Source organism: Streptomyces sp. NPDC045955 (assembly GCF_056430805.1).
Window position 1 is genome coordinate 278,056 of the sequence record NZ_JBWKKY010000002.1, and the last position, 17,003, is coordinate 295,058.

General features: G+C 69.4%; 14 protein-coding genes and 1 pseudogene. 5 read left to right on the forward strand and 10 right to left on the reverse strand.

Annotated elements, in window-relative coordinates:
• Positions 1-9 precede the first annotated feature (9 nt).
• Positions 10-1,077, forward strand: a complete 1,068-nt coding sequence (locus AC07F0_RS04615; protein WP_478974152.1) for an AI-2E family transporter — start codon at positions 10-12, stop codon at positions 1,075-1,077.
• A 4-nt stretch (positions 1,078-1,081) separates the two neighbouring features.
• On the opposite strand, the gene AC07F0_RS04620 is transcribed toward AC07F0_RS04615, so the two are convergent.
• Positions 1,082-3,220 (reverse strand): ATP-binding SpoIIE family protein phosphatase, encoded by a 2,139-nt coding sequence (locus AC07F0_RS04620; RefSeq protein ID WP_478974155.1) that lies wholly within the window; start codon positions 3,218-3,220, stop codon positions 1,082-1,084.
• Positions 3,221-3,377: 157 nt separating this feature from the next.
• Between AC07F0_RS04620 and aspS the strand changes: the two genes are divergently transcribed.
• Together aspS and AC07F0_RS04630 are read left to right on the forward strand one after the other, a co-directional pair.
• A complete protein-coding gene (aspS, locus tag AC07F0_RS04625; RefSeq protein ID WP_478974157.1) occupies positions 3,378-5,141 on the forward strand; it encodes an aspartate--tRNA ligase in 1,764 nt (587 codons plus the stop codon).
• Positions 5,142-5,417: 276 nt separating this feature from the next.
• Positions 5,418-6,761: an MFS transporter gene (locus AC07F0_RS04630; RefSeq protein WP_478974160.1), complete on the forward strand. Its 1,344-nt coding sequence runs from the start codon at positions 5,418-5,420 to the stop codon at positions 6,759-6,761.
• 144 nt (positions 6,762-6,905) lie between these two features.
• On the opposite strand, the gene AC07F0_RS04635 is transcribed toward AC07F0_RS04630, so the two are convergent.
• The 3 genes from AC07F0_RS04635 to AC07F0_RS04645 form a co-directional block, all read right to left on the reverse strand.
• Complete coding sequence (locus AC07F0_RS04635) at positions 6,906-7,511, reverse strand: Uma2 family endonuclease (RefSeq protein WP_478974162.1); 606 nt, start codon at positions 7,509-7,511, stop codon at positions 6,906-6,908.
• Positions 7,512-7,558: 47 nt separating this feature from the next.
• The gene (locus AC07F0_RS04640; protein WP_478974165.1) at positions 7,559-8,467 is read right to left on the reverse strand and encodes a helix-turn-helix domain-containing protein; all 909 of its coding nucleotides are present in this window, start codon (positions 8,465-8,467) and stop codon (positions 7,559-7,561) included.
• A gap of 295 nt (positions 8,468-8,762) precedes the next feature.
• Positions 8,763-9,194, reverse strand: a complete 432-nt coding sequence (locus AC07F0_RS04645) for an ATP-binding protein (RefSeq protein ID WP_478974168.1) — start codon at positions 9,192-9,194, stop codon at positions 8,763-8,765.
• 118 nt (positions 9,195-9,312) lie between these two features.
• On the opposite strand from AC07F0_RS04645, the gene AC07F0_RS04650 reads away from it, so the two are divergent.
• Together AC07F0_RS04650 and AC07F0_RS04655 are read left to right on the forward strand one after the other, a co-directional pair.
• Entirely contained in the window at positions 9,313-10,188 is an 876-nt protein-coding gene (locus AC07F0_RS04650) for a helix-turn-helix domain-containing protein (RefSeq protein ID WP_478974171.1), read from the forward strand.
• Positions 10,185-10,394: a DUF397 domain-containing protein gene (locus tag AC07F0_RS04655; protein WP_478974174.1), complete on the forward strand. Its 210-nt coding sequence runs from the start codon at positions 10,185-10,187 to the stop codon at positions 10,392-10,394. Before AC07F0_RS04650 ends, AC07F0_RS04655 begins: the two co-directional genes overlap by 4 nt.
• 67 nt (positions 10,395-10,461) lie before the next feature.
• On the opposite strand, the gene AC07F0_RS04660 is transcribed toward AC07F0_RS04655, so the two are convergent.
• The 6 genes and pseudogenes from AC07F0_RS04660 to AC07F0_RS04685 all read right to left on the reverse strand — a co-directional run bounded on the left by AC07F0_RS04660 (position 10,462) and on the right by AC07F0_RS04685 (position 16,809).
• Entirely contained in the window at positions 10,462-11,025 is a 564-nt protein-coding gene (locus tag AC07F0_RS04660) for a hypothetical protein (protein WP_478975007.1), read from the reverse strand.
• Between the two features lie 157 nt (positions 11,026-11,182).
• Positions 11,183-11,428, reverse strand: a pseudogene (locus AC07F0_RS04665) (GNAT family N-acetyltransferase); the annotation flags it as partial.
• 107 nt (positions 11,429-11,535) lie between these two features.
• Complete coding sequence (locus tag AC07F0_RS04670; protein WP_478974177.1) at positions 11,536-12,426, reverse strand: hypothetical protein; 891 nt, start codon at positions 12,424-12,426, stop codon at positions 11,536-11,538.
• Between the two features lie 86 nt (positions 12,427-12,512).
• Positions 12,513-12,878 carry a PH domain-containing protein gene (locus AC07F0_RS04675; RefSeq protein WP_020270419.1) on the reverse strand — a complete coding sequence of 122 codons (366 nt, stop codon included), beginning with the start codon at positions 12,876-12,878 and terminating at the stop codon, positions 12,513-12,515.
• A gap of 124 nt (positions 12,879-13,002) precedes the next feature.
• On the reverse strand, positions 13,003-14,619 hold the full coding sequence (gene metG, locus AC07F0_RS04680; RefSeq protein ID WP_478974180.1) for a methionine--tRNA ligase: 1,617 nt from the start codon (positions 14,617-14,619) through the stop codon (positions 13,003-13,005).
• Between the two features lie 150 nt (positions 14,620-14,769).
• Positions 14,770-16,809, reverse strand: a complete 2,040-nt coding sequence (locus tag AC07F0_RS04685) for a VWA domain-containing protein (protein WP_478974183.1) — start codon at positions 16,807-16,809, stop codon at positions 14,770-14,772.
• Positions 16,810-17,003: the final 194 nt, after the last annotated feature.

A 17,003-nucleotide genomic window follows, 5' to 3' on the forward strand; every position in this document is an offset into this window, starting at 1 on the left:
AGTGGATGGGTGCAGGACTCCCAGCCACTGCTCTCCGCCCCCCTCCGGCGGCTCGCCGCCTGGTGCGCGCTCGTGCTGCTCGTGTCCGGGGTCGTCTACGTCGGGATCCGGTTGTGCGACGAGTTCCGGACCGCCGTCGTGCCCGTGCTGCTCGCCCTGCTCGGGACGGCGCTGCTCGGGCCTCTGCACCGGCGGCTGGTGAGGGCCGGAGTGAAGCGGTCGGTCGCGGCCGGGCTCACCTGTGTCGCCGTGGTCGCCGTAGTCGGCGGGGCCGTGTACCTCGTGGTCGCCGCGCTCATCGACACGGGCGACGAGATCGTCGCCTCGCTCAAGAACGCCGCGCGGGGCATCTCCGAGCATTTCGGGGCTGCCGGGACCTCACTGGACGACCTGGCCTCCAACGCCCGTGAACTGCTCGGCAAGTTCGGCGGATCCGCCGCCTCCGGCGTGATCAGCGGGGTCAGCGTCGTCGGCGAGACCATCGCCATGGCCGTGCTCGCGCTGCTGCTCGTCTTCTTCTTCCTGCGCGACTCCGACAAGGCGGCCGGGACGCTGCGGGCCCTGTCCCCGCGTGGCTCGGCCGACACCCTGGAGGCCATGGCGCGACGGGCCTTCCAGGCCGTCGAGGGCTTCATGCGTGGCACCACCTTCATCGCGCTCATCGACGCGTTCTGCATCACCGTCGGACTGCTCGTCCTCGACGTGCCCGGGGCGGCCGGGCTGGGGGCGCTCGTCTTCGTCGGGGCCTACATCCCCTACCTCGGCGCCTTCATCTCGGGAGCCGTGGCCGTGCTGGTCGCACTCGCCGACCGGGGGTTCGTCATCGCGCTATGGGTGCTCGGAGTGGTGCTCGCGGTGCAGGTGCTGGAAGGGCACGTGCTCCAGCCGTTGATCCAGAGCCGGACCGTGCAGATGCACCCGGCGGTGGTGATGGTGGCGATCACGGCCGGGGCGTCGGTCGCCGGAGTGCTCGGCATGCTGCTCGCCCTGCCGCTCACCGCGGCCGCCTTCGGCGTCCTGCAGGAGCTCCGCAGCCGCTACGAGAGCCAGGAGCCGTCGGCGTCCGGGCCGTCGTGACCCGCTACGGCCGCCATGACCCGTCGCCCGCGCCGTCCACGGACTCGTAGAGCTCGAACCAGATGCTCTTGCCCTCGCCGCGCGGATCCACCCCCCAGGCGTGCGCGAGGAGTTCCATCAGCACCAGGCCGCGGCCGGAGGACGCCAGCTCCCCGGGTCTGCGCTTGTGCGGCAGGTCGTCGCCGGTGTCGGTGACCTCGATCCACAGCCGCCGCTCACCCACCGCGCCGGTGATCTCGGCGACGAGCAGCGCGTCGGAGTCGGTGTGCACGAGGACGTTCGTCAGCAGTTCGGACAGCAGCAGCACCGCCGAGTCGAGCTGGTCGGGCGAGGACCAGTCGTGCAGCAGCTCGCGCAGCTGCTGCCGGGCCACCGCGATCCGCTCCGGCTCGGCCTGTGCGACCGTCAGCATCGTGCGCCGCACGGGGGCCCGCACGAGCACGGTGTCGCCGCAGCCGCACCCTTCGTCCTCCCGGCTCAGCAGCAGCAGCGCGATGTCGTCCTCACGGCGGTCGATCAGCGGGCCAGTGGTGTGGTGCGACGAGGGCCCGTGCACGGCCTGCACCAGGGTGTCGGCGAGTTCCTCCAGATCACCCTTGTGGTCCTCCAGGATCTCGCGCAGCCGCCGCCAGCCGGAGTCCAGGTCGTGGCCGCCGGTCTCGATCAGGCCGTCCGTGCAGATCAGCATGGTCTCGCCGGACTCCAGGGCGAGCCGGGTCGTGGGGTAGTCGGCGTCCGGGTCGATGCCCAGCGGCAGGCCGCCCGACGTCGGCCGCGTCAGCACCGTGCCGTCGGACATCCGGATCGCCGGGTCCGGATGCCCGGCCCGGGCGATGTCCAGCACGCCGCTCGCCGGATCGACCTCGACGTACACACAGGTCGCGAAGCGCGGATCGGTGGAGTCCTCGTCGCTGATGCCGTGCAGGAAGCGGGAGGCGCGGGAGAGGACGGCGTCGGGGCGGTGCCCCTCGGAGGCGTAGGCGCGCAGGGCGATGCGGAGCTGGCCCATCAGGCCCGCCGCCCGCACGTCATGCCCCTGCACGTCCCCGATGACCAGCGCGAACCGTCCGCTCGGCAGCGGGATCAGGTCGTACCAGTCGCCGCCGACCTGGAGACCGCCCCCGGTGGGGACGTAGCGGGCGGCGACGCTCATGCCCGGGATGCGCTGCGGGCCGAGCCTCGGCAGCATCGTGCGCTGGAGCCCGTCGGTCAGCGCCCGCTCGCTCTCGGCCACGCCCGCCCGGGTCAGCGCCTGGGCCAGCATCCGCGCCACGGTCGCCAGCACGGACCGCTCGTCCGGTGTGAAGGCGACCGGATAGGTGAAGGCCGCCATCCACGCGCCCATCGTGCGGCCGGCCACGGTCAGCGGCAGGAACGCCCAGGACCGGCGGCCGAAGCGCTGGGCGAGCGGCCAGGTCAGCGGGTAGCGGGCCTTGTACTGCTCGGGGGAGGACAGGTACACCGCGCGGCCGGTGCGCACCACCTCGGCGGCCGGGTAGTCCGTGTCCAGCGCCATGTCGGAGAACGGGCTGTCGTCGCCCTGCTGCTGCCCGTGGTGCCCGATGATCGTCAGCCGGTCGCCCTCCACGCCGAACACCGCCAGCCCGTCCGGCGAGAACCCGGGCATCGACAGATTGGCCGTGACCCGCAGGACCTCCTGCGTGGAGCGCGCCTCGGCCAGCGCCCGGCCCGCGTCCAGCAGGAACGCCTCCCGCGAGCGCCGCCAGTCGCCGGTGACCGCGCTGCGCCCGGCCGGCGTGCCCGGCGTCGGCTCGGTGACCTCCTGGAGGGTGCCGATCAGCCGGTACGCCTTGCGGGCCCGGTCGAAGGACGGCTTGGAGCGGCTGCGGACGACCCGGACGACACGGCCCTGCTCGTCCATGACCCTGATCCGCACCTCGGCGAGGGTGCCCTCGGCGACGGCGAGCTGGGTCACGCCGGTGATCTCGTTCCAGTCCACCGGGTGCAGCCGGGCCCGCGCCTGGGCCTCCGTGAGGCTGACCTGCTCGGCGGGCAGCCCGAGCAACCGTGCCGCCTCGGCGTCGACCGTGACCAGCCCGGTGGCGGTGTCCCAGTGCCAGAGGCCGGTCGCGAGGGCTGCGAGAGCCTCCCCCACGGCGGGCAGGGGCTCGCCAGTGCGCATTGCCCTACTTTAAGAAGAGGCGATCGAACGATGCCACCGAAGGTGGAAGTGTGCTCGATCGTTAACTGGGGAGAGTCGATCTTCGCCTGGCCGGTACGCTGGGGACCAGTTTCACGTGAAACACAGACCCCGATCAGCGAAGACTGGATGAACGACGATGCATCGGTACAGGTCCCACACCTGCGGCGAGCTCCGCTCCTCTGACGTCGGCAGCGACGTCCGGCTGAGTGGCTGGCTGCACAATCGGCGCGACCTGGGCGGCATCCTCTTCATCGATCTGCGCGATCACTACGGCATCACGCAGCTCGTCGCCCGTCCCGGCACCCCCGCCTACGAGGCCCTCGACAAGCTGTCCAAGGAGTCGACCGTCCGGGTCGACGGCAAGGTCGTCTCCCGGGGCGCCGAGAACATCAACCCCGACCTGCCGACCGGTGAGGTCGAGGTCGAGGTCGGCGAGGTCGAACTGCTCGGTGCCGCGGCCCCGCTGCCGTTCACGATCAACACCGAGGACGGGGTCAACGAGGAGCGGCGCCTGGAGTACCGCTTCCTCGACCTGCGCCGCGAGCGCATGCACCGCAACATCATGCTGCGCACGGCGGTCATCTCGGCGATCCGCCACAAGATGACGGCCCTCGGCTTCAACGAGATGGCGACGCCGATCCTCTCCGCGACCTCCCCCGAGGGCGCCCGCGACTTCGTCGTCCCGTCCCGCCTGCACCCGGGCAAGTTCTACGCCCTCCCCCAGGCGCCCCAGCAGTTCAAGCAGCTGCTGATGATCTCCGGGTTCGACCGGTACTTCCAGATCGCGCCCTGCTTCCGTGACGAGGACGCGCGCGCGGACCGCTCGCCGGGCGAGTTCTACCAGCTCGACATCGAGATGAGCTTCGTCGAGCAGGAGGACGTCTTCCAGCCCGTCGAGAAGCTGATGACGGAGCTGTTCGAGGAGTTCGGCGGCGGCCGCCACGTCACCTCGCCGTTCCCGCGGATCCCGTTCCGCGAGGCGATGCTGAAGTACGGCTCCGACAAGCCCGACCTGCGCGCCCAGCTCGAACTCGTCGACATCACCGACATCTTCGAGGGCTCGGAGTTCAAGGCGTTCGCCGGCAAGCACGTCCGCGCCCTGCCGGTGCCGGACGTCTCCGCGCAGCCCCGCAAGTTCTTCGACCAGCTCGGTGACTACGCCGTCTCGCAGGGCGCCAAGGGCCTGGCCTGGGTTCGCGTCGCCGAGGACGGTTCGCTGTCGGGCCCGATCGCGAAGTTCCTGACGGAGGACAACGTCGCGGAGCTCACCAAGCGGCTCTCCCTGGCCGCCGGCCACGCGGTGTTCTTCGGCGCGGGCGAGTTCGACGAGGTCTCCAAGATCATGGGCGCGGTGCGGGTGGAAGCCGCCAAGCGTGCCGGGCACTTCGAGGAGAACGTCTTCCGCTTCTGCTGGATCGTCGACTTCCCGATGTACGAGAAGGACGAGGAGACCGGCGCGATCGACTTCTCGCACAACCCCTTCTCCATGCCGCAGGGCGGTCTGGAGGCCCTGGAGACCCAGGACCCGCTGGACATCCTCGGCTGGCAGTACGACATCGTCTGCAACGGCGTCGAGCTGTCCTCCGGCGCGATCCGGAACCACGAGCCGGAGATCATGCTCAAGGCCTTCGAGATCGCCGGGTACGACCGCGAGACCGTCGAGGAGAAGTTCGCCGGCATGCTGCGCGCCTTCCGCTTCGGCGCCCCGCCGCACGGCGGCATCGCCCCGGGCGTCGACCGCATCGTGATGCTGCTCGCCGACGAGCCCAACATCCGCGAGACCATCGCCTTCCCGCTCAACGGCAACGCCCAGGACCTGATGATGGGCGCGCCGACGGAGCTCGAGGAGGCGCGGCTGAAGGAGCTGCACCTGTCGGTGCGCAAGCCGCAGCCGAAGTAGGCGACAGGTAGGGAGTGGCCCGGAGCCGGCGTCGGTTCCGGGCCACTTTCGTACCCAGGGCTCTTGCCCGGCTCTTGCTCAACCATGGGTGTCGATCCCACGGGCTGACGGACGTCCGACGGACGTGGGGGGCGGACGTGTACGGTCGCCCGCCCCGCATTCACATACATGTACTTCTGCTCAACCCGTTGACCCGGAAGTTAAGCCTCCATAAGGTCCCTTCGAGAACGCGTACGTGACTGCTGTTCACGTATGTGCACATTGAGGGAGACAACGATGTCAGACGCCGCAACAGCCATACCCGAGGCCGAGCAGCGTGCGGTCAGCGCATTCCTGCGTCGCATGCTTCCGATCCTGGTCCTGATGCTGCTGGTCAACCAGATGGACCGGACGAACGTGGGGTTCGTCCAGAACGAACTGCGGGCCGATGTCGGGGTGAGCGCCACCGCCTACGGGCTCGGCGCGGGCCTGTTCTTCATCGGGTACGCCCTGTTCGAGGTGCCGAGCAACATGCTCCTGGAACGGTTCGGCGCCCGGGTCTGGCTGACCCGGATCATGATCACCTGGGGCGCGGTGATCGTGGCGATGTGCTTCATCCACAACGTGTGGATGTTCTACGGCCTGCGCTTCCTGCTCGGTGTCGCGGAGGCCGGCTTCTTCCCCGGCGTGCTCCTCTACTTCACCCAGTGGCTGCCGGACTCCAGCCGGGGCCGGGCCAGTGCGATCTTCCTGGGCGGATCGGCCACGGCGTACATCGTCACCGGCCCGATCACGGGCGCGCTGCTGGAGCTGCACGGGGCGGGCGGTGTCGCGGGCTGGCGGTGGATGTTCGCCCTGGAGGGTGCCTTCTCGATCCTGGTCGGCTTCATCGCCGGGTTCTTCCTCGTCTCCCGGATCCAGGACGCGAAGTGGCTGACGCAGGAGGAGAAGGACGCGCTGAGCGAGGCGGTGGCACGGGACAAGGAGGCGCGTGACCGGGCGCCGTCGGTGTCGCGGATGAAGCTGATCTTCCATCCCCAGGTCGCCGTCCTGACTGCGGTCTTCTTCGCGATGGCGCTCACCGGCTACGCGATCACGTTCTGGCTGCCGAGCCTGGTGGAGGAGATCGGCGGGCTGTCCTCCTTCCAGATCGGCCTGCTGTCGGCGATCCCCTGGATCTGCGCGGTGATCGCGATGTACACGATGGCCCACTTCACGGACCGGGCCCCCGACCGTCGCCCCTACCTGGCGATCGCCCTGGTCCTGTCGGCCGCCGGCACGTTCCTCGCCACGCTCGGCTCGCCCTGGTTCGGCCTGGCCGCCCTCACCCTCGCCGCGGTCGGCGGCAAGTGCGCGGCCACGCTGTTCTGGCCGATGGCCCAGTCGGGCCTCGACCTGAAGATCGCCGCGCCGGGCCTGGCACTGGTCAACTCCCTCGGAAACCTGGGCGGCTTCGTGTCCCCCACCCTGTTCGGCTACCTCAAGGACACGACGGGGAGCACGAACGGGGGGCTGTACACGCTGTCGGCGGCGTCGGTACTGGCGGTGGTGGGGGTGGCGTTCGTACGGCACACCAACAGGGGGCCGCGGGCGGGCGCCGGGGATCGTGCGGGGGCGACGGGGAAGACGGCGGTGAGCTAGACACGCCGCTTCGAGCCGACTTTGCGCTGGGGCCTGCTCCTTTTGTGGAGTGGGCCCCCGCCATTCGCACCAGTACTTCGCGGTTGCCTTGTCGAACGACCGCATGCCGCGGGGGTGGTTCGTTTCCCCGTTCAGAGGAGGGGCTCACTGCTGTTCGCCGGTCCCGTAACGCGGCAGGTCCTCGGTGGAGATCGTCCAGTCGGCGATGGTGACGTCCTCCCCGTACACGAAGTCCTTGCGGGTGGCGTAGCGGGGGCCGTCGGGGGTGGCATGGATGTCGGTGAGCACGGTTCCGGTGCCGGTGCGGGGGTCGAAGATCGCGTAGACGGGGACGCCCATGAGGGGGTAGTCGCGCATCTTGGTGACCCAGTCGTTGTCCGGGTTCGAGCGGGAGATGACCTCCACGGCGGCGACGAGCGACCGGGGGTCGAACGAGCCCTCCCCTTCCATGTCCGCCTCGGCGATCACCATGACGTCGGGGCGCCGCATGATGCCCTCGGGTTCGTCCTCCACGTCGGGCTCACCCGTGTGGGCCACGATCTCGTCCGGCATCACCTTCTCCAGGCGCTTCCGGACACGCAGCACGGTGAGTTCGTGCGGCTTCATGGGCGACATCATGTCGAGGACGATCCCTTCCTTGGTGATCTCGAACTTGCCGGGGAGGTTGTCGTCCGCCGACTGAACGAAATCCCGCATGACCCGGTACAGGTGGGAGGCGCCCTGCCGCGCGTTTTCCGGGGCGATGGTCATGGCGCTCGCTCCTCGTCGTCTGTGCCCGGGGGCAAGGATCGTCACGTTCATGCTAGGCGGCCTCCGGGGAGAGCGGATCGGCAGTCGCGGCAGCGGCCGGGGGTGAGGGTTCGAAAGGCTCGGTCGCAGCCGTCGCAGTTCTGGAGTCGGTGCCGGACGGCCGGTGGCTGCTCTGGCGTGCGGTACGGCGGCAGGGGTGGGAGCTGGGAGGTGAGGCGGTGGGCCAGGAAAGCGGCCGGGCGGCGCAGGGGTTCTGGTGGCAGGTCGCTGGTCAGGGCGTGGCGTACGGCGGTGGGGGTGAGGTCCCGTTCCAGCCAGGCGACGACGCCCGGGGCGAGGTGTTCGGTGTCGGTGGCGGAGAGGAGCAGGCGGGGGTCCGTGCGGCGCAGGCCGGCGAGGACGTCGGTGGCCGTCTGGAGGAGGGCGGGGGAGGCGTACGCGGGCTTCGGTACGGCGGGGAGGGCTGCGCGGCGCGGTGGCTTCTGCTGTGGTGCGGTGGCCGCGCGGCGGGCCGGGGGCTTGGGCGGTGCCGTTTCGGACGCGCCCCGGTCGCGGCGTCGGCCCGGCTGGTTGCAGGAGACGGTGCGGGTGACGATTCGGCCGGTCGGAGGGCGTTCGCGGGTGTGGAGCAGGTAGCCGTGGGTCTCCAGCTCGCGCAGGGCGGCGGCGATACGGGTCGGGCCCTCCGGGAAGCGGGCGGCCAGGGTCTTGATGTCGACGGGGGCGCCTGCGGGGAGGGATTGGATGTGGCAGGCCAGTCCGATCGCGAGGAGCGACAGGTCCGGGTGCTGCGTGAGGTGGTTGCCGATCACCGTGAAGCGGGTGGTGTGGCGGGTGTTGTCGTGGATGACGCCCCCGCCGGGGTGGGCGCGCCCGCTGGTGTGCCGGTGCGGGTGGTTTTTGCCGCCGTTACGGGACTGGGCGTGCGGGCGCACGCTAGTGTTTTGGGTGTCCATCGGGAAGGTGTCGCTTCCTTGGTGGTCAGGCCCTCGCACTGGGATTGCCGTCCCGGCGAGGGCCGTTGCATGTCTGGGGTCGTGCCGTGCTTGGTGTTGCGCTGAGCGTAGGGCAGGCAACCGGGCATGGATCCAGCTCAGTTGGTGATGTTCACTCGGGGGAGTGAGCGTGCGCCGTGGGCGGGAGGGGTGGGGCTTGGTGCGGTTTCTTTCCCTCTCGTGTTCCTTGAGGAAGACCACCGACCGCACCGGAGCACACGCGGCCGGGTCACGGTGCGTGTGTCGTTTTCGCTGGTCAGAGGCTCGGTAGGTCGAGCTCCGCCCATACGGTCTTGCGGGGAGCCGGTCCGGGCTGCACGCCCCAGCGGTCGGCGAGGGCCTCGATAAGGAGGAGGCCACGTCCTGACTCGGCGTCGGGGGCGGGTGCGGGGTGGCGGGGGAGGTCGTCACCTCGGGTGTCCGTGACTTCGATGCGGAGGGTTTCGCAGCGGGCCCGGAGCACGAGGCGGAAGTCGCGGCCGGGGAGCCGCCCGTGGGTGGCGGCGTTCGCGGCGAGTTCGGCGACGAGATGTTCAGCGGCTTCGGTGATGCTGTGGGGCACCTCCCGGGTGCGCATCCACTCCGTAGCGAGCAGCCGGGCGAGACGGGCGCCGCGTGGTGTGGATGACAGCTGGACGATGAAGTGCTCGGTGGGCGAGAGAAGTTGGGTGGACTTTTCCTGGTTCACGTCACTGAGCGTGGCGGTGCGTGCTTACCGTGAACAGTGACAGCGCTGATACGTAGGGTGACTGTCCGGGGGTTGTCGGCTGTGTCCGGACTGTCGGCAGTCCGAAGGAGGGTGTGGGATGTCGGTGGACGGCGAGGTGCGTCGGCTCATGGGGGAAGCGGACGAGCCGGGGTGGGAGGTGGATCCGGACGATGAGTGGGGAGTGGCCGTCATCACCACGGTGGGGCGGCAGTTGAGGCTGCGGCGTGAGGCGGTGGGGATGCGGGCCGCCGAGTTCGCGGTGGCCGTCGGGTACGGGGAGGACCTTGTCTACAAGGTCGAGGGTGGGAAGCGGATCCCCCGGAAGGAGTACCTGGACAGGGCCGACGAGGTGTTGGAAGCGGGTGGGCTCGTTGCGGCGGCCTGGGAGGACGTGAAGAAGGTCCGGTATCCGAAGAAGGTTCGGGAGCTGGGCAAGTTGGAGGCCAAGGCGATCGAGATCGCTCTGTACGAGTGCCACATCATCCCTGGGCTCTTGCAGATCGCGGAGCATGCGCGGTCCGTGATCGGGGCAGCCCAGCCGCCGTACTCGCCGGACGATGTAGAACGCATGGTGGCTGCTCGTCTGGCTCGGCAGTCGGTCTTCGAGCGAAGGCCCGCACCAGCGCTCAGCTTCGTCCTGGAAGAGGGGGTCCTGCGTCGCCCCATCGGGGGGAAAATGGTGTGGCGTCAGCAGCTTGAACGTCTGCTGGAGGTGGGGCGGTTGCACAACGTCGTGCTTCAAGTGATGCCGATGGCTTGCGACACCCACTCCGGGCTGGACGGTCGTATCGAGTTGTTGAAGTTCCCTGATGGCACGGCCGTGGGCCGCTCCGACGGAGCGTTCAATGGTCGGCCAACCTCCGAACTCAAACACCTGCGCGTCCTTGAGTTGCGGTATGGCACCATCCGGGCTCAGGCGCTCTCTCCGCGGGCGTCGCTGGCCTTCATCGAGCAACTGCTGGGAGAGACATGATCCGCAAGAGCACTACCGAGGACACCTCCGAGCTGACATGGTTCAAGAGCAGCTACAGCGGCGGCAACGACGGCAACTCCTGCGTTGAACTGGCCATCACCCCCGGCGCCGTGCACGTTCGCGACTCCAAGAACGTCGAAGGCCCCCGGCTGGCGATCACGACCGGCGCGTGGGCGGACTTCGTGGCCCACGCTTCGGAACGCTGACGCCTGTCGGCGTACGCCCGAACGGCCACCCGCCCGCTCAGCTGCTCCCCCTCGGGAGGCGTCGGCCTCAGCGGACGGTTGCGCCCAGGTAGTCGAGGGCAGCGCGGGCGAACCCCGATGCGGTACGCGGGCACTGCCAGCGAGCGAGGATCTCGGGTCCGGAGAGGTTCGCGGGCTCGGCCTCCTGGTCATCGAGTTCATCCAGGTAGTCCTCGGGAAGCAGGTCCTCGGGAAGCAGGTCGTCGAGGGCCTGGTTCACCGGGGAGCTCAGCACCTCGAGGTCGGCGGGAAGGCGCTCGAGCACATCGTCCACGTCGGCCTCGTACGGATGCCAGCCGTGCGCGCATGCCTTGCCGTCGTCACCGTGCGCGACTCGGCTCAGTACGGCGACGACCTTGTCCTCGACTCCCGGACCGGGGTTGCCGAAGGCCACGTAGGGGGCGAGCGTGAGCAAACCCAGCGTCCAGAACAGCACGGGATCGCCCTGAGACCCCGGCAACGTCGCGTCGAGCCGGCGGGCGCAGCCTCGCACCGTCTCGTCCTTGTCCCCAACGTGGTAGCCCTGCCGGAGTTCGTCCCAACTGTTGAAAAGGGGACGCCAGTTGTCGGGCACAGGTATGACCGTCGACATGCCTTCGTGCTCCCTTCGCGAGGCGGTCCCGGTTCCGCGGCCATTGGATCACACGGGCATGCGCCGTCACCCTGGGACCGCCACCCCACCAGTCGTGCGGCTTGCCATCGTTGGCGATGCCGCGATTGCGCAGTGTCCCTTCGCCGGTGAAGTCGAGTTTCTCGGCGACGGCACGCGAGCCGGTGTTCCCGGCCATGGCCCACCACTCGATGCGGTGGACGTCGAGGGTGTCCCAACTCCGGTCACACAGGGCCCGAGCGGCCTCCACCGAGTACCAGCGTCCACGCTGTGACTTGACCGCCCAGTGGCCGAGCTCCCAGACGCCGCGGCTGACGAGGGTCAGGCAGTACGAGCCGACCAGGGCGCCGGTGTCCTTGCGGAACGCGCCGAGGCTGACCACCATCACCAAGCGGCGACCATCGAATATCCCGACCGAGCACCGCCCGCCTGAAGAGGGTCGATGCGGGCCCGCTCTCTCCTCGCCGGGCGGGCCCTGGCCTTCTGGGCCGCTCACTCCTCGAGGAACAGGTCCTCCGCCGTCGTGGCCGTCAGGGAGCGGTCGAACCAGAGAGTGAGGGTGTCCAGGTCGGTGCAGGTGGTGATGCGGTCGCGGGTGGCTTCGGGGACGGGGACGTCGCGCTTTTCCAGCACCCGGAGGATGCCCTCGGCCTTGCCTTCTGCCTTGCCTTCTGCCTTGCCCTCGAGGTACGTCTCCTCGAAGAGGGTGCCCCTGCCCGGGAAGTATGTGGCGACCATCTTCTCCAGCTCTCTCCATGTCTCCCGGACCGGAGTGTTCTCCAGCCCGACTTCAAGCCATTCGCACCAGTATTTCGCTGTTGCCTTGTCCAACGCCCGCATGCCGCGGGCCACCATGCTCAGTATGGCGGGGGCATTCGGGCTGTTGCTATGCACGATGGCCGAGAGGGTGGCCAGGGCCGGCTCCCGGGCCACGGCGGACTCGTCGGTGATCTCGGGAACGTTGGCGGGACCCAGCACGAAAGGGCGGGTGCTCTGTGTCGTCCAGGTGCCGACGCGGCACTCGAAGGGGCCCGCCGCCCACGACGCGGTCGGCAGGTCCTTGCAGACCGCGACGAGCAGTACGGGCATGCCGAACTTCGCGTGCAGGTACGCCACGTAGTAGGACCAACTGCACCCCTTGCCAGGGGCCCGAGCAGTCTGGGCCTCGAGCGCGATGAGAAAGCCGTCTCCCTCGGACGGCTCGACCTTGAGCACCGTGTCCACCCGGCGCTCCAGCGGCTTGATCTCCGTGGCGTCCGGTGTGAGCGCTTCGATGATCGCCTTCGCGGGTGGTGGTAGGCCCAGTGCCTCGAAGACTGGCGTGAGAACCTCCGGATGGTCCTGGAAGATCCGGTGTGAGGTCTCATGGGTTGATGTGACCATGTGCGCAAGCTAGGCCCATTGACCATGGCGTATGCGGCAAATGGGGCTGCGGTCACTCTTTCGAGTCTGGGTAAAACATTCCGGGGCTACCTCGCCACGAACTGGGTCAGGATCGCCTGGACCTCGTAGATGTCGACGCCCTTGGTGAAGGTCTTCTCGATGGGGGTCGGGGTGCCGGAGATCCAGATCTTCAGCTCGGCGTCGAGGTCGAAGGTACCGGCCGTTTCCACCGCGAAGTGGGTGATGCTGCGGTAGGGGACGGAGTGGTACTCCACCTTCTTGCCGGTGATGCCCTGCTTGTCGATCAGGATCAGCCGGCGGTCGGTGAAGAGGATGGTGTCGCGGATGAGGAGGAACGCGGCGTGCACCTGTTCGCCGTGGCCGAGGAGGCGGGCGTAGTCGTGCTGGGCCGACGCCGGGTCGATGGTGTGTGCGTTGCCGAACAGTGCCATGGGAGTCCCCCGGGTGTGTGATGGCGGCCGGTGGCCGGTCTCCCGCGATCTTCGCAAAGCACGGGGCCCGGGAGAAGGTTCTCGTTCTCCCGGGCCCCGTGCTGTAGCGAGCGTGTTACGCCGGTTACGCCGTCGGCTTCTCCTCCAGGCGCGGGAAGAGCACCGCGCCCTTGGTGACCGTCGTGCCGGCCGGGAGCCTGCCCCACTCGCCGGCCTCGCCGATCTTCTGGTCCGCGAGGGCGCCGAGGGAGGCCTCCGCGCCGAGCGAGTCCCAGAGCTTCTGGGAGGTGTCCGGCATGACCGGGTTCAGGAGGACCGCCACCGCGCGGAGGGACTCGGCGGCCGTGTAGAGGATCGTGGCCAGGCGGGCCTTGCCCTCGTCGGACGTGTCCTTGGCCACCTTCCACGGCTCCTGCTCCGTGATGTAGCCGTTGACCTGCTTGACGAAGTCGAAGACCGCCAGGATGCCGCCCTGGAAGTCCAGGTCCTCGCCGATCCGGCGGTCCGCCTCCGCGACGGTCTTCGCCAGGCCCTCGTGGATCGCCTGCTCCGCCTCGCCGTCGGCCGCCGACGCCGGCAGCTCGCCGCCGAAGTACTTGCCGACCATCGCCGCGACGCGGGACGCGAGGTTGCCGTAGTCGTTCGCCAGCTCGCTGGTGTAGCGGGCGGAGAAGTCCTCCCAGGAGAACGAGCCGTCCTGGCCGAAGGCGATCGCGCGCAGGAAGTACCAGCGGTACGCGTCCACGCCGAAGTGCGAGGTCAGGTCCTGCGGCTTGATGCCGGTCAGGTTCGACTTCGACATCTTCTCGCCGCCGACCATCAGCCAGCCGTTGGCCGCGATCTTGCCGGGGAGGGGGAGGCCCTGCGCCATCAACATCGCCGGCCAGATCACCGCGTGGAAGCGGAGGATGTCCTTGCCGACCAGGTGGACGTCGGCCGGGAAGGTCTCCTCGAACTTGGCCTGGTTCTCGTTGTAGCCGACCGCCGTGGCGTAGTTCAGCAGGGCGTCGACCCACACGTAGATCACGTGCTTGTCGTCCCAGGGGATCGGGATGCCCCAGTCGAACGTCGAGCGCGAGATGGAGAGGTCCTGCAGGCCCTGCCGTACGAAGTTCACGACCTCGTTGCGCGCGGACTCGGGCTGGATGAAGCCGGGGTTGGCCTCGTAGTGGGCGAGGAGCTTCTCGCCGTACTCACTCAGCTTGAAGAAGTAGTTCTCCTCGCTGAGGATCTCCACGGGCTTCTTGTGGATCGGGCAGAGCTTCTGGCCCGCGTACTCGCCCTCGCCGTCGAGGAGCTCGCCGGGGAGCTTGTACTCCTCGCAGCCGACGCAGTACGGGCCCTCGTAGCCACCCTTGTAGATCTCGCCCTTGTCGTACAGGTCCTGGACGAACTCCTGGACGCGGTCCGTGTGCCGCTTCTGCGTGGTGCGGATGAAGTCGTCGTTCGCGATCTCCAGGTGCTCCCAGAGAGGCTTCCACGCTTCGGTGACGAGCTTGTCGGCCCATTCCTGGGGGGTGACCCCGTTGGCCTCGGCCGTGCGCATGATCTTCTGACCGTGCTCGTCCGTGCCGGTGAGGTACCACACCTTCTCGCCGCGCTGGCGGTGCCAGCGGGAGAGCACGTCGCCTGCGACGGTCGTATAGGCGTGGCCCAGGTGAGGAGCGTCGTTGACGTAGTAGATGGGGGTCGAGACGTAGTACGCCTTCGCCCCCTGCTTCTCGGATCCAGTGGCCGCCATGGTCGAAATCCTACTGGTCCGCTGAAGATCGACTCACACGTGTTTCGGGGGGTGGACAGGGACGTCGGTCCTGTCCACCCCCCGGGGGTTCTGCGGGGTTCTAAGGGGTTCTAAGGGGTTCCTTTACGTGCTTTACATGCTTTACGTGCTTTACGGGCGCCAGTTCGCCAGTACGCCCTCGTAGAGCTCCGTGTCCGTGAGCTCGCGGGGGGTTTCGCCGGCGAGGAAATGGGACGTGTTGGGGGTCTTGAGCTTGCGGAGGTAGTCGAAGGCCTTGTTCTCCGGGTCGCCGAAGGCGACGAAGGAGAAGAAGACGGTGGGGTGGGTCTTGGCGGCCTCGGTGAGGGCCTGGGTGGCGGGGGTCTTGGCGTCGGGGGCGCCGTCCGTCTGGAAGATCACCAGGGCGGGGGTGCCGGGGGTGCCGGAGGTGGCTTCCTTGTCGTGGCGGGCGAGGACGGCTTCGACGGCTGCGTGGTAGCTGGTGCGGCCCATGCGGCCGAGGCCGGCGTGCAGCTCGTCGATCTTGTTCTCGTGGTCGGTGAGGGTGATGTCGCCGGTGCCGTCGAGTTCGGTGGAGAAGAAGACGACCGGGACGGTGGCCTCGGGGTCGAGGTGGGCGGCGAGGGCGAGGGTCTGCTCGGCGAGGGCCTGGGCGGAGCCGTCCTTGTAGTACGGGCGCATGGAGGCGGAGCGGTCGAGGACGAGGTAGACCTTGGCTCGGGTGCCGGTGAGGTTGTGCTGCTTGAGGGTGGTGGCGGCGGCCTTGTATGCGGTGGTGAGGCCCGGGGCGCGGGTCTTGACGCGGGTGAGGGGGACGGCGGGGGTGAGGTCCCGCTCGGCCTCGCCTTCGGCTTCGGCCGTGTCGTTCCCACCCGCACCACCCGTGCTGCTTTCGTCGTCGGGTGCGGGTGGCCCCTGTGGGGCGGACTCGCCGTCGGCGGCTGCGGGAGCGTCCACGGCCTCGGCCTCCGGCTCTGCCTCGGCCGTCGGCTCCGCCTTCGGCTTGGCCTCCGCCTTCGGCTTGGCCTCCGCCTTCGGCTTGGCCTCCGCCTTCGGCTTGGCCTCCGCCTTCGGCTTGGCCTCCGGCTTCGCCTTGGTCTCCGGCTTTGCGTTGGCCGGCGCGTCCGTCTCGACCGGTGCGTCGGCTTCGGCCTTCGGCTCCGCCTTCCCCTTCGCCGGTGCGGCAGCCTTGGCCGTCGGGGCCACCTCGGTCGGCGCGTCTGCCTCCGTCGTCGGCTTGCCGTCGGACGTCGCGGCGGGCGTCGTCTCGGAGGCGGCGGCCTCCGGCGCGGGCGTCGCCTTGGGGGCTGCCGTCGGCTCGGACTCGGCCGTGGGGTCGGCTTCCGCGGTGGGCTTGCTCGCGGCAGCCGGCTCGGAGTCGGGCTGCGCAACCGCGGGCGTCTCGGGCCGTGGCTCGGGCTCGGCGTCCGGCTTCGGGTCGGTGGCCGACGGCTGCGACGGTGCGTCGGCGTCGGCGTCGGCGTCGGCGTCGGCCTCGGTCGTGGGCTTGGGCTCTGCCGCTGCCGAGGGCTCGGTCTGTGCCTGGGGCTCGGGGGCGCCCTCGGGCGTTTCCGGTGCTGTCGGCTCGGGGGCCGACGACGACTCGGGCTTTTCGGGTGCCGGGGACTCGGCGACGGGCGGCTGCTCCGTCTTGGCCGCCTCCTCCGTCGTGGCCTCGCCCGATGCCGTCGGCTTCTCGGTGACCGGCTTCTCCGCCGTGGCCTCGTCCGGCGCCGTCGGCTCCTCGATCGCCGACTCGGCCCCAGCCTCGGCCTCTGTCTCAGCCTCTGCCTCCGGCCCCTTGGTCACCGCGGCAGGCTTCTCCGCGACCGCCTGCTCCTCCACAACCTGCGGCTTCTCCGCCGCCGGCTTCTCAACGGCTCCCGGCTCCTCAGTAACCGCCGACTCCTCAGCAGCCGCCGGCTCCCCCTCCGCAGACCGCGCGGGCTTGGGGACCGTCACGCGGTCGAAGGCCAAGGAGACGAGGTCGTGTTCGTTCCGGGGTTCGGGGACGTCCGCCGTCGGGGCGGCGGGGGCGGGTTCCGGGGAAGGGGACGGGACCGTCGGGTCCGTCGCGGGGGGCGTCGGGGTTTCGGGCGTCGTCGTGGTCTGCGCCGCACCCTCCGCCTCGGCGGTCCGTGACTTGCGTGACCGTCCGAACGCGTTCCGCAAGAGAGTGAGAATGCCCATGTGCGCGCAACCCTTCGCGTGAGTTGAAGCCCGTCAATCCCTGGCCAGGACGGACACGTAAGGTTAGCGGCCCTCCTGGGTGATCTTGGGCAGGGTCGGGGGTGGGTGGTCCGCGCTGTCAAGAGGGACATCCGGCCTGCGAAGGTGTCGGCGTGCTGAATCGCCGTAACTGCCGTAAGGCTGCCGCAGGTTCA

Bases quoted from the DNA above. Each gene is read 5' to 3' on its own strand.
- aspS (WP_478974157.1), top strand. From the start codon at position 3,378: ATGCATCGGTACAGGTCCCACACCTGCGGCGAGCTCCGCTCCTCTGAC.
- AC07F0_RS04635 (WP_478974162.1), bottom strand. From the start codon at position 7,511: ATGACCATCGCCCCGGAAAACGCGCGGCAGGGCGCCTCCCACCTGTAC.
- AC07F0_RS04630 (WP_478974160.1), top strand. From the start codon at position 5,418: ATGTCAGACGCCGCAACAGCCATACCCGAGGCCGAGCAGCGTGCGGTC.
- AC07F0_RS04685 (WP_478974183.1), bottom strand. From the start codon at position 16,809: ATGGGCATTCTCACTCTCTTGCGGAACGCGTTCGGACGGTCACGCAAG.
- AC07F0_RS04670 (WP_478974177.1), bottom strand. From the start codon at position 12,426: ATGGTCACATCAACCCATGAGACCTCACACCGGATCTTCCAGGACCAT.
- AC07F0_RS04660 (WP_478975007.1), bottom strand. From the start codon at position 11,025: ATGTCGACGGTCATACCTGTGCCCGACAACTGGCGTCCCCTTTTCAAC.
- AC07F0_RS04675 (WP_020270419.1), bottom strand. From the start codon at position 12,878: ATGGCACTGTTCGGCAACGCACACACCATCGACCCGGCGTCGGCCCAG.
- AC07F0_RS04620 (WP_478974155.1), bottom strand. From the start codon at position 3,220: ATGCGCACTGGCGAGCCCCTGCCCGCCGTGGGGGAGGCTCTCGCAGCC.
- metG (WP_478974180.1), bottom strand. From the start codon at position 14,619: ATGGCGGCCACTGGATCCGAGAAGCAGGGGGCGAAGGCGTACTACGTC.
- AC07F0_RS04655 (WP_478974174.1), top strand. From the start codon at position 10,185: ATGATCCGCAAGAGCACTACCGAGGACACCTCCGAGCTGACATGGTTC.
- AC07F0_RS04650 (WP_478974171.1), top strand. From the start codon at position 9,313: ATGTCGGTGGACGGCGAGGTGCGTCGGCTCATGGGGGAAGCGGACGAG.
- AC07F0_RS04640 (WP_478974165.1), bottom strand. From the start codon at position 8,467: ATGGACACCCAAAACACTAGCGTGCGCCCGCACGCCCAGTCCCGTAAC.